This is a genomic window from Suttonella sp. (assembly GCF_056855035.1).
The window spans coordinates 1-11,324 of sequence record NZ_JBXGGR010000067.1; the positions used below are offsets into that span (position 1 = coordinate 1).

Annotated in this window: 10 protein-coding genes; 5 read left to right on the forward strand and 5 right to left on the reverse strand. The window is 45.9% G+C overall.

What is annotated here, in order from left to right; translation table 11 throughout:
- Positions 1 to 74 precede the first annotated feature (74 nt).
- From ACJHVI_RS06010 to ACJHVI_RS06020, 3 genes are all read right to left on the reverse strand, one after another.
- Positions 75 to 1,076 (reverse strand): calcium-binding protein, encoded by a 1,002-nt coding sequence (locus tag ACJHVI_RS06010; RefSeq protein WP_483183766.1) that lies wholly within the window; start codon positions 1,074 to 1,076, stop codon positions 75 to 77.
- Complete coding sequence (locus ACJHVI_RS06015) at positions 1,073 to 1,642, reverse strand: hypothetical protein (RefSeq protein ID WP_483183767.1); 570 nt, start codon at positions 1,640 to 1,642, stop codon at positions 1,073 to 1,075. Before ACJHVI_RS06015 ends, ACJHVI_RS06010 begins: the two co-directional genes overlap by 4 nt.
- Before the next feature lie 926 nt (positions 1,643 to 2,568).
- Positions 2,569 to 3,051, reverse strand: coding sequence for a hypothetical protein (locus ACJHVI_RS06020; RefSeq protein ID WP_483183768.1), 483 nt, complete (start codon positions 3,049 to 3,051; stop codon positions 2,569 to 2,571).
- A gap of 75 nt (positions 3,052 to 3,126) precedes the next feature.
- Here ACJHVI_RS06020 and ACJHVI_RS06025 point away from each other — a divergent pair, with 75 nt between their 5' ends.
- The 4 genes from ACJHVI_RS06025 (at position 3,127) to ACJHVI_RS06040 (ending at position 8,015) form a co-directional block, all read left to right on the forward strand.
- Positions 3,127 to 3,720: an IMPACT family protein gene (locus tag ACJHVI_RS06025; RefSeq protein WP_483183769.1), complete on the forward strand. Its 594-nt coding sequence runs from the start codon at positions 3,127 to 3,129 to the stop codon at positions 3,718 to 3,720.
- Complete coding sequence (mvaD, locus tag ACJHVI_RS06030; RefSeq protein WP_483183771.1) at positions 3,717 to 4,706, forward strand: diphosphomevalonate decarboxylase; 990 nt, start codon at positions 3,717 to 3,719, stop codon at positions 4,704 to 4,706. The genes ACJHVI_RS06025 and mvaD overlap by 4 nt, the downstream gene beginning before the upstream one ends.
- Before the next feature lie 161 nt (positions 4,707 to 4,867).
- Positions 4,868 to 6,661, forward strand: coding sequence for an alpha-amylase family glycosyl hydrolase (locus tag ACJHVI_RS06035; RefSeq protein WP_483183772.1), 1,794 nt, complete (start codon positions 4,868 to 4,870; stop codon positions 6,659 to 6,661).
- A gap of 235 nt (positions 6,662 to 6,896) precedes the next feature.
- Positions 6,897 to 8,015 (forward strand): AOC03_06830 family ribosome hibernation factor, encoded by a 1,119-nt coding sequence (locus tag ACJHVI_RS06040; RefSeq protein ID WP_483183773.1) that lies wholly within the window; start codon positions 6,897 to 6,899, stop codon positions 8,013 to 8,015.
- A gap of 96 nt (positions 8,016 to 8,111) precedes the next feature.
- On the opposite strand, the gene ACJHVI_RS06045 is transcribed toward ACJHVI_RS06040, so the two are convergent.
- Together ACJHVI_RS06045 and hutW are read right to left on the reverse strand one after the other, a co-directional pair.
- On the reverse strand, positions 8,112 to 8,723 hold the full coding sequence (locus ACJHVI_RS06045) for an NAD(P)-dependent oxidoreductase (RefSeq protein WP_483183775.1): 612 nt from the start codon (positions 8,721 to 8,723) through the stop codon (positions 8,112 to 8,114).
- The gene (hutW, locus tag ACJHVI_RS06050) at positions 8,724 to 10,544 is read right to left on the reverse strand and encodes a heme anaerobic degradation radical SAM methyltransferase ChuW/HutW (protein WP_483183777.1); all 1,821 of its coding nucleotides are present in this window, start codon (positions 10,542 to 10,544) and stop codon (positions 8,724 to 8,726) included.
- 297 nt (positions 10,545 to 10,841) lie between these two features.
- On the opposite strand from hutW, the gene ACJHVI_RS06055 reads away from it, so the two are divergent.
- Positions 10,842 to 11,192: a hypothetical protein gene (locus ACJHVI_RS06055; protein ID WP_483183778.1), complete on the forward strand. Its 351-nt coding sequence runs from the start codon at positions 10,842 to 10,844 to the stop codon at positions 11,190 to 11,192.
- Positions 11,193 to 11,324: the final 132 nt, after the last annotated feature.

Sequence of the window (11,324 nt, forward strand, 5' to 3'; positions counted from 1 at the left end):
GTGTTTGAAGCAAAAAGCTTCATATATTTACGGTAAATCTCCTCCCCAATACCGCTTTTATTGTTCGTTTATTTTTAAGCGGCACTGAGTTCCACTTCATCGCTAAAGCGGCTAATCATGGCGTTATTATCAAACAGCAAATCGCCCATTTTGTGTGTGCTGCCGTCTGTGGTGGTATAGCTGCCTAAACGCGCTACGCTATTGCCATTGCCCTGTCTTTGATTGACTGCTTGATGATTCAAATCTAGCGATTGAATGCCTAATTGCTCAAGCGTGAAAAGTTCTTCCGCTTGGCTCACTTCATCTTGGTTTAGATCGCGCCAAACTTTTAGCTGTTCAAACACCGCATCTTGGGCATCAATTTTGCCATCGCCATTCTCATCAAATTCCGCTAAAGCAGCAAAGCCGTTAGCGGCAAGCGAGCCGTCTTTTAGCAGGGTATTGTCGCCAAAGAGTTCGCCGCCGTGATTAATCACGCCGTCGCCATTGCGGTCTAAGACCAATAAACCGTCATCAGCACTGACCCAGCCGGTAGCTGTGCGGATACCGTCTTTGTTATGGTCGAATAATGTGCTGTTCAGTCCCTCGATAGCGGTCGTTTCTATACCATCACCGTCTAGGTCTAAGGTTAGAGGATCGTAAACTTGATATTTGCCTGTGCGGTTGAGTTTTGCAAAATCACTTAAATTATCATAGAGAGCAAAAGCATTTAAGCCAAAATTTAATGCCGTACCAAGCATTCCTAACGGAGTAAACTTTCCTATAAGAGATATTGCAGTAATACCTAAGGTTGCTGCATCTCCCCATGTTAAACTTTCTCCTTCATAAATTTTTAAAAGAATAACACCTGTATTTGCAATATTGCTAACTTTTCCTAGACGATTTTTAATTGATGAATCATAACCATCTATTCCTGACGACATTGCATTCAACATATCAGATCCTGATGCAATTCCCTGTACAGCAGCAATATAAGTTTTTTCACCTTTTTCATATGTTACTGTACTACCTACCCAATTGTTTAAACTAGATGCACTATTCCCCATTAAATCAAAGAAAACAGCTAAAACAGTCATAATTTATTCTCCTTTTTTGAGATTGACTTAATTCTACTATAAGAAATAAAAATATACCAAAAAATAATTGGATACCAAAAAATATAGAAAAAGTCCCACATTTTTTTTGGAAGAAGAAATCGGCTTAAATGTTTATTTTGAAAAATATAATTACCATTCTTTTTAACGCTAATTATTAACCCAACAAATCTAGATTTTTCAATATTTCTTACATAATAATTCAGTTCGTATTCCTCATTAAATTTATATGAAACTCTCCTTTTTTTACTACAAAAGTCATATAGCTCCACTCCAATACAACTCGATGAAAACCTTGCAGGCATAATATTGCTATGAATGATGAATTCTGAAGGTATTCTTCCACCACCTTTTGAATAAGAAATGTCAAAAGGACCTTTGAATACTATTGTTTTTCCTATATATTCACGATATTCCTCTAATGGTTTATATACAATTTCACCATAAATTGAAACCAGAAATATCATTGCCCAAATAATAAGTGTCGATTTTAAATCATCTTTTGAACAATCCTCAAGCGTAATATAGGATAATAAAAATTTAAACATATTGACTCCAAATTTATTTGTTTTGTATTTGTTCCATTATCTTGTTATTGTAATCATAATCTAATCTCCAGTCTTTTAATCTCAAAATGAGATTATTCCAAGTATTTCTCCTGACAAAATATGCATCTCTAAATTCCATTTTGACGTTAAGATACTATATATTCTGTTTTACGAAATTAATCAGTAACGAGAAGAAAATTTTGCTGCGTTGTTACTATTTACTCGTTTTGTTATCGCTCATCCTCCTAGAACCCTAGAATTGAAAAACATCACGGTGTTTGCTGACTTACCCTAATCACCGTACTGCTTACATCGCGTTACTTTTCCACCTCTTCGATTATCGCTAAAGTTAAATTTTTATGTAAATTAAGTAATAATTTACAGATGCTCGGATTCTAGCATAATGAAAAACGATAATGCTATAAAAAATAGAAAAATAGCTATGTGTTTAGCGATATTCGGCTTGGTATAGTGACTTAACGTCAAAATGAGACAAGGCGAGCTAACGCCGTAATACTTTTTCAATTCTTCGATTATTTTGCTACATGCAATGGTATTGCCGTTATCTTGTGTTATTAGTTTCCAAATGCGTGAGATTTAGCTTAGAAGCCGCCTTAAGCATCTTTACGGAGTCCGCATAATGCCAATATTGCTCGGCGGCATTTCCCTGCTGCGCTATCGTATTTTTATCGAGGTGCCACTCGGCGCTAGGGGCAAAATTCTTTTACTATTTTATAGGCGCAGTTCAAAGCAATTGTTTGATTCTATAGTCGATTAAAATTGCAATGATACGGCGTCGGCTCGCCTTGTCTCATTTTTATTTTAATCGACTATATTTTCTGATGTTTCGGATATTCCGCTTATGATAAAAACCTGTATAGGGCGTATTGTAAAAAAACCGCCTATCGAGGCGGTTTTGAAACGGATTATTTGCTTGGGCGTTGCAAGGTAAAGGTGACGTCGTAATATCGCGCTTTGCGGTTGCGTGCGGAGTCTTTGCGGTTATTGACAATACGCAGTTCATATACGCCGGTGTAGGGCAAGACTTGGTAATTGCCGAAGCGCATGCCCATTTCAGGACTGAAAATGGCAAATTCCATCGCAGTGGCTTTGGCGCTAATGATGCGAATGACGTCGCCGGCATTGCCGCTGAATTGATAGGTGTCCATGCCCAGTCCGCGTACGGAGCCGACCAAACGCGCCGTGCCTTGCGCATTTAAGCTGATTTGTTTGACAGGAATACGGCTTCTTTGCTCATAGGCTTTAGGCGTCATGACAGGACTGCCTTCGGGCAAGACGCGTAGTTCTTCGCTGTGGCGCGCTTGGATGCGGACATCGTTTGATAGGCTTTGCTGCGCCATGGCGCTGAGAGATAAGACTGAAGTTAATAATAAAACACGAATTTTCATACACGCTCCTTGTATCTTTGTGCGCCGCTAATGTAGCATATTTCGCAGGAAAACACAGAGAATAAAGGATAAAAATTGGCTTATGCTTTGACGCTTTCAGCCGCCTGCGAAGGGCTGTATCAGGAAAAGGGCAGCAAATTTTTAGCTTTCGCCTTTCCTTGCCGGCAGGAAGATGAGTTTGGCAAACGCTTGGCGGATTTGCGTCAGGCGCATCCCAAAGCGCGTCATCATTGCTATGCTTGGCGTTTGGGCGAGAATGGGCAGCAGTATCGCATTAATGATGACGGCGAACCCAGCGGTACGGCGGGGCTGCCGATTTATCATCAATTGCAGTCTTTTGAGGTTTCCGATTGCGGTCTGATTGTGGTGCGCTATTTCGGCGGTACTTTGCTCGGTGTGTCCGGTTTAATCCGCGCTTATAAGCAGGCGGCGCAAGATGCGCTTAAGCAGGGGAATTTTCTCCCGATTGTGCCGAAGGCGGAGTTTGTGGCGGTGGCGGAGTATGCGCAGGTGCATCGTTTGATGCAGGCGGTGCAGCAGCATCAGCTGGATATTATCAGCCAAGAGATGGGGATTTCCTGCCGTTTTCATTTACGCGGCGAGCGCGATAATCTTGAAACCATTCGTGCGCAATTGCATTCTTTCAATATTTCTACGCAAGATCTATGACTAAAGAAGAGTATTTCAATCGATTTTTACCGCCGCGTCTTCAAGCCAAAGGCAGCGGACAGGCTTATGCGCCGGCGAATATCGCTTTGTCTAAATATTGGGGCAAACGCGATGCGGCGCTGAATTTGCCGATGAACGGCAGTTTATCGATCTCTTTAGGCGCGCTCGGTACGCATACGACGGTCATTGCGATTAATGCGCCGCAGGATATGATGGTTTTGAATGGTAAAAACATCAGCCCTGACAGTGCGTTTTATCGCAAAGCGCAGGCATTTATCCGTTTGTTCCGCCGCGGGCAAACACCATCTTTGCTGATTGAGAGTAATAATACAATTCCTACCGCCGCAGGTTTAGCTTCCAGCGCCTCCGGTTTTGCCGCGCTGACTCTAGCTTTAGCGGATTTGTGGCAATTGGATTTGGACAGCCGCATTTTGTCGAGTTTTGCACGGATTGGCAGCGGCAGTGCCGCGCGTTCTCTCTGGCATGGTTTTGTCAAATGGCAAAAGGGCGAAGCGGCGGACGGTAGCGATTCTTATGCCATGCCGATTACTAGCGATTGGCAGGATTTGCGTATCGGCTTATTGGAAATCGATACGACGGAAAAAAGCGTTTCCAGTCGCGACGGTATGAATCATACGGTAGCGAGCAGTCCGCTGTATGCGCCTTGGGCGGCCTGTGCGGAGGCGGATTTGCAAATAATTGAAGAAGCAATTGCCAATCGGGATTTTCATTTGCTTGCGCAAACCGCCGAATCGAATGCGCTTGCCATGCATGCCAGCATGATGGCGGCGCGTCCTGCGTTGATTTATCTGCAAGCGGAGAGTTTCCGTCAGATTGCGCGTATTCATGCTCTGCGTGCACAGGGATTGCCGCTGTATTTCACGGCTGATGCCGGCCCGAATTTGAAATTGCTGTATCTGGCGAAAGATGAGGCGGATGTTATTGCCGCTTTTCCTCAAATGATCGCCATCAATCCTTTCGCTTAGCAGCGGTATCTGCAAACAGCCGCTGCTTAAATCCGCTTCATCTTATGCGCCCGATTGCCGCTGTGCTATAGTCGGCATACGGCAAGGCAAATACTTTTTAATTCTTCGACACTCTCAAATGCGGCGCTATCGCCGTTAAAACAAGGCTTAAAGGAGCAATCATGGCAGAACAAACCACACATCAATCCGGCATGGGCGCGCTACCTTTTGCAGGCGGCATTTTTTTCCGCGTATGGGCGCCGCATGCCGATGCGCTTGCCGTGACGGGCGATTTCAACGATTGGTCGGAAAGTGCTAATCCTTTAATCCATGAAGGCAATGGCTATTGGTACGGCGAAGTCGCAAGCGCCGCACTTGGGCAGCAATACCGCTACTGCATCACAAACGGCGAACAAAAGCTTTCGCGCATCGACCCTTATGCGCGGCAGGTGACCAATTCGGTGGGCAACGGCGTGATTTACGATCCCGCCGCCTTTGATTGGGAAGGAGATCATTTCACGCTGCCTGCGCATAATGAACTCGTCATCTACGAAATGCACGTCGGCTCTTTTTACAGACAAGATGAAAACGAAGTCGGCAATTTCGACATGGTCTTAAAACGCTTGGATTATCTGCAAAAACTCGGAATCAATGCGATTCAACTCATGCCGATTGCCGAATTCGCCGGCGATTTGTCTTGGGGCTACAATCCCGCGCATCTTTTTGCGGTCGAAAGTGCTTACGGCGGCCCTGACGGCTTGAAACGCTTAGTCAAAGAAGCGCATCGCCGCGGCATTGCCGTCATTCTTGATGTGGTCTATAACCATTTTGGCCCCAGCGATTTGGATTTGTGGCAGTTTGACGGCTGGCAGGGAAACGACAAAGGCGGTATCTATTTTTATAACGACCACCGCTCGCAAACTCCTTGGGGCGATACGCGCCCCGATTACGGGCGCGAAGAAGTACGCCGATTCATTCATGATAATGTCATGATGTGGCTAAAAGATTATCATCTTGACGGACTGCGCTACGATATGACGGTCTATATCCACAGCACCGATGCCGGCGGCGAAGCGATTCCCGAAGGATGGCATCTGCTGCAAGAAATCAATGCTTCGGTGCGTCAAGCCTTCCCCGACCGCATTACAATTGCCGAAGACCTGCACAGCAATGCCGCCATCACCGCCGATACTGCTGCCGGCGGTGCAGGTTTCCACTCGCAATGGGACGCGCAATTCGTCCATCCTATTCGGACTTTCGTCACCGCCGCGCAAGACCAAGAACGCTCCATGCACGCTCTCGCCGCCGCCCTGAGCTTCCGCTACGGCAATGACGCTTGCAGCCGTGTGATTTACAGCGAATCGCATGATGAAGTCGCCAACGGCAAAGCGCGTGTGCCGCAGGAAATCCACCCTGAGGATCCGCAAGGCTGGTATGCGCAAAAACGTTCTACCCTTGCCGCCGCCCTGCTCTTTACCGCTCCCGGCATTCCGATGATTTTTCAGGGACAAGAATTCCTGCAAGGCGAATGGTTTCGCGACGACGTACCGCTGGATTGGGATCTGCGCGAAGACTATCACGGCATCGTTCGCATGTACCGCGACCTAATCCGCCTACGTCTGAACCGATACGGCAACACGCGCGGACTGTGCGGGCAACATATTGCCATTAGCCATCTCAACGAAGCCGATAACATCATCGCCTTCCAACGTTGGGATCAATACGGCGCAGGCGACGATGTGATGATTATCGCCAATTGCAGCCACCAAGCGCATAACGATTACCTCATCGGCTTTCCGGAAAGCGGCGAATGGACGCTGTGCTTTAATTCCGATGCCGCCATTTACAGCGATGATTTCGCCGACACGTCTAGCGGCAATATCTATGCAGAAAACGCGGCAAGAGACGGATTCAATGCCTGTGCGGCAATTCAAATCGCGCCTTATTCCGTATTGATTTATAGCCGCAAGCCCTAATTCTTGCTTCAAACCTTGCCCATTGGTAAGAAAAGAAGCCCGCAAGCAATTTATGCCTCTTTTTGAGGCATAAATCCTGTTTGTTTTCACTGCATTTATCAAAAATCAACAAGCATTATCCATAAACATTTGTGTTTTAAATTTAATATTAACGTATCAAAACTTTTTAAAGCGCCCTAGTCTTGCTACATTAGCCCCGTCAACAGACAAGTGAAATCAACCTAAAGGAATAGATATGTTAGCTATTAAAAATACCTTAAAAGAATTACGCCAAGTAACTGCTCAACTGGCAGTGAGTATTTTTGTTCCCACACATCGTACCTTCCCCGACAATCAACAAGATGCCATCGCAATCAAAAACCAACTTAAAATTGCCGAAGAACGCATCACCGCAGAATACGACAAACGCATCGCACAAGCCGTACTGGAAAACATCGAAGCGCAATTAGCGGACTGGGATCACAATTACAACCTTGACTCTTTAGCTATTTTTGCAACTAGTGAAGAAGCGCAAGCCATCCGTCTGCCTTTTGACGTTGATGCGCGCGTCAATATCGGCGAAAAATTCGCTACCCGCAGCTTTATGCGCCACCTTTCTCAATCTTTCGCTTACTACATTTTATTGATTACACGTGATAAAGCGCGTCTCATCGAAGGTGCGGACAATCGTCTGGTCAAAGAAATTACCGCCGAAAGCCTTCGTCAACAGCAAATGGACGAACTGACTTTCCCGATTAACAACACCAGTCTGCCTACCGGCAGCAAAGCAGACCGCACCGGCTCGGCGGATGATGACAAATATCTGAAAGAATTCTTTAACCGCGTCGATAAGAGCCTGCAACAATTCTACAATCAATCGCCGCTGCCGGTCATTCTGGTGGGCGAGACGCAAAACTTAGGCGCTTATGAGCAAGTATGCGACAATCCGAGCATCATTATCGGCAAACTCAGCCATTTGCCGAATTTGGAAGACGGACATCCGCAAAGCTTCATTGACGGTGTGCAAGAGCTTGTTCAAAAGCAGCAAGGCAAGCGCTATGAAGAAGCTAAAGCCGCTTTAGAGAAAGCGCGCAATGAAAATCTTCTGCGCACGGATTTGCAAGCCATCTACCGCACGGCTTTCGAAGGCAATGCCTTAAGCCTTATCGTCCGCCAAGGTTATCGCGTACCTGCCACGATTGATGAAAAAGAACTCAGTCTTAAAGTGGAAGAAGATGCGACCAAAGCCGGGGTTACTGACGATGCGGTGGGAGAAATCATTGAATTAGTCAGCCATAACGGCGGCGAAGTGGTTTTCTTACCTGCTGACGAAAGCAATCAAAAAGAACCGATTGCCCTCGTTACCCGCTATTAAGCAATAAGCATTAAGCAATAAGCGCAAAAAACGGCAGCTTCGGCTGCCGTTTTTATATGAATAACAATAATCAGGCTTATTGTTCTCTTAAACGGCCTAATAAGAACTTAGAGTATAAATTTTCCTCTCGGGTTTATCCGCCATGACCTGCGCAATCGCGGCGGCAAGTCCCGCGCGACTCATATAGCCGGGCGGCACGTCTTCTAAGCGTTCGTGCAGTCGGAAGGGATTATCTTTGTGGCTGTTCAATCCGCAAGGGCGCAGAATGCAATAATTCAATCCGCTGTTTTTCAGTAGATTTTCCGCCTGTGTTTTGGCTTCCAGCGCTTCGCCTAGCATTTCCTGCACCATCGGCGACATATGTTCCGATTGCTCGCCGCAGCCCATGCTGGTAATTAAGATAAAATATGTCTGCGGCGAATGTTCAGTCAAGGCATTGATAATATGCTGATTGCCGATAAAATCGCAGCGTTCTCCCTGCGCATTCTTCCCACCGATAAGGCTGATAACAATTTCAGCTTGGCTGTCCTTAATCATCTCGGCAACCGCTGTTTCATCCAAAACATCGGCAATTGCCGTGCGAATGCCGCGGCTGCTGAAGAAATCGTCTTCCGGCATGCGGCGAACAACGGCAATACTTTCATGATTGCCGATTTGCTCAAATAATGCGCGACCGCTACGACCGTTTGCGCCAAAAATCAGCTTCATTTACGCCTCCAAATGATTAAATAATTCGCGCATCGCGGCAATTTGCTCTTCACGCAGTTTGCCGTTTTCATCGCGCCCCACAAAAATTTTAAACATCGCGCCGCCTTTATGGTTGATAAAATTCAGCGACATGGTTGCTGTTCCCATAAAGGGGCGTTCCAAGAGATAGATTGCTGCGCAATGCTCATGGTAAATATGCCCATGCACGCCTCCCACTTCGCCTTCTTCAAAATTATAAAAGCCGCGTGCGATACGCCCTTTAGGCAGGCGGCTGCTGACTTCCATAATCACATCCGGTGTATGGGTAATAAAGGTAATCGGATGCTCCCATTCGGCAATCGCGCCCATAATCGCAACAAAATGTTCGCTGCCGATTTTGCGCGCCATGCCTTCGGGCAAAAGTTCTAAAACATCGGCTAGGGAACACTGGTATTCATTTGCGAGCATTTCCAAAATTTGTCCCGGTTTTTTGGCAAGACTGTCGCGCAATTGCGCACGTTTTTCATCGCTTAAAGTCATCATATTTCCTTGTTCAGAGGGAGAAGAGAGGCTCATCATGAGCTTGCGCGTCATGGTGGGCGACCAAAAACGTCCGCTGGTATGCAAATGCGCCAGCCCGTTTTGGTCAATGTTGAGTAAATTTTGTTCTGCCCATGCTTGAATCTGCCGCAAAGCATGAGGATGCTGTTTGAATAATGTGCTGTCAATTTGCCCAAGCTCGATATCATGCTGCACTTGAGCAAGCAGGGCTTTATGTTCGCCCTGGCGGCTCATAAAGAGAATGTTTTTCTCGCCTGAAGGCGTATCAAGATATTGTTGCAAATCAGCCTGCACCATATAGCTATACGCCCCAATATTTCCCCCCGCCCCAGAGCCGAATGCCAAACAAGGCATATTAGATTTCACCAGCGTGTTATATAAATTACGTTCCCCACCATCAGGGCGGGCAAAATGGCTGTTGCTGACTTGCAGCCAGCCGTTTTCCATTAGGGTTTCTACCGCATAGGCATAATGGCAGCTTTGCTCCGCCAAAGAGGGCGGCGCCGGAAACTTATCATTTTCAATCATGCGGTTAATCGGCAATTGCGGGAATAAATTAAAAGCATAAGTGTCCAGTCCCGCTAAAGGCAGGGCGCAGGCGCGTGCAATATCCTGCGCCCAAACGGCATCATCTTGACGCGGCAAACCAAACATTAAATCCGCTACCAAGACCACTTTTTCACGCGCCAATTGTTCTAAATATTGATAAGCTTCGTCGCCGCTGAATTTGCGCCCCAGTTTGCGCCGAATTTCCGTATTAAAGGTTTGCACGCCAATCGAAATTCGATTCACGCCCGCCGCAATACATGCCCGTGCTTTATCTAAATCAAAATGACGAATCCGCCCTTCAAGTGTAAATTCACAATCCTCCGCCAAGGGCAAATAACGCCGACAAGCCTCAATTAAGCGTACTAAATCCGCAGTATGCAAAGCGGTGGGCGTGCCGCCGCCAAAATACACTGCACGAATTTTGCCGCTGTCCGAACGCATTTGCGCTTCTTGCGCCAGCTCCCCAATGACCTTATCGACATATATCGCGCTTTGCTCATCATGCCAAGGATTGCGGTAAAAGCCGCAAAATACGCAATGATTGGCACAAAAAGGAATGTGGATATATGCCAAAGCATCTTGCTCTAGAGGACGGGCGATTTCCTGCCGAAACAAAGTTTGCCATTCTTCCGCCGCCACAGGGACCCCACCCCAAATAGGCTGCAATGAACGCCGCTCGGCAAAAGCATGCGGCGCAACTTGTTGTGATGAATAAGGTTTATTTGCAATCATTAGCTTGTCGTCATGATGAGAAAAGCAAATTCTAGCAAAAAACAAAATGAAAATCCTTATTATCTCAACTTGTTTTTGCCAAAAAATTTGCTTTTTTCAGTAGTAATCAAGTCTTAGATTGCAGGGTTTCTGCAAAAGAACAGCGGTGATAATGCCGATATGGCAAAAGCCACATCGGCTATAGCGTGAGAGAAAGACAGCCGCCGCAAGATGCGATACCATAGCTTGTCTATTGATGTTAAATGATTGTATGCGCTTTTAGCGGCATCAGGCATTTGTAAGGATTAAAGAAATTTTATGACGACACCATCCCATGCCCCTGTTTCCGATGAGCAATATGATAAGGATTTTTATCACAATGCTTCCGCCTGCTATTTTTGGTATAAACACCCGAAACTGGTTCGCAACACGAATTTTGGGGTATTTTGCTGGTTTGGCATCAGCTATATTGTTTACAGAATATTTTTTAAGACGATACATTTTCATGCAGCCGATATCGCGACAAACACAGACAATCATCTGAGCATCGAACGCTTTTACAAAGAGGAAAGCCTACTGCCGGATAATCTGTTCGCCGATATCACGCTACCCTCTTTTGATGGCTCCTCATGGATTTTGCTGATAATTTTCTCCTTAATGATAACCTGAGTTCGGGATAAGCACCCCACTAAAAAATAAAGAGCAATTGTGATAATCTACTGTTTTGACGAAACAAACCATCACAAAAGCCCTTTAACATGGAATATCTTACAACACTTTTCTGCCAAGTAGATGATTTTT

Bases quoted from the DNA above. Each gene is read 5' to 3' on its own strand.
- ACJHVI_RS06010 (WP_483183766.1), bottom strand. From the start codon at position 1,076: ATGACTGTTTTAGCTGTTTTCTTTGATTTAATGGGGAATAGTGCATCT.
- hutW (WP_483183777.1), bottom strand. From the start codon at position 10,544: ATGATTGCAAATAAACCTTATTCATCACAACAAGTTGCGCCGCATGCT.
- ACJHVI_RS06015 (WP_483183767.1), bottom strand. From the start codon at position 1,642: ATGTTTAAATTTTTATTATCCTATATTACGCTTGAGGATTGTTCAAAA.
- ACJHVI_RS06045 (WP_483183775.1), bottom strand. From the start codon at position 8,723: ATGAAGCTGATTTTTGGCGCAAACGGTCGTAGCGGTCGCGCATTATTT.
- ACJHVI_RS06055 (WP_483183778.1), top strand. From the start codon at position 10,842: ATGACGACACCATCCCATGCCCCTGTTTCCGATGAGCAATATGATAAG.
- ACJHVI_RS06035 (WP_483183772.1), top strand. From the start codon at position 4,868: ATGGCAGAACAAACCACACATCAATCCGGCATGGGCGCGCTACCTTTT.
- mvaD (WP_483183771.1), top strand. From the start codon at position 3,717: ATGACTAAAGAAGAGTATTTCAATCGATTTTTACCGCCGCGTCTTCAA.
- ACJHVI_RS06040 (WP_483183773.1), top strand. From the start codon at position 6,897: ATGTTAGCTATTAAAAATACCTTAAAAGAATTACGCCAAGTAACTGCT.
- ACJHVI_RS06020 (WP_483183768.1), bottom strand. From the start codon at position 3,051: ATGAAAATTCGTGTTTTATTATTAACTTCAGTCTTATCTCTCAGCGCC.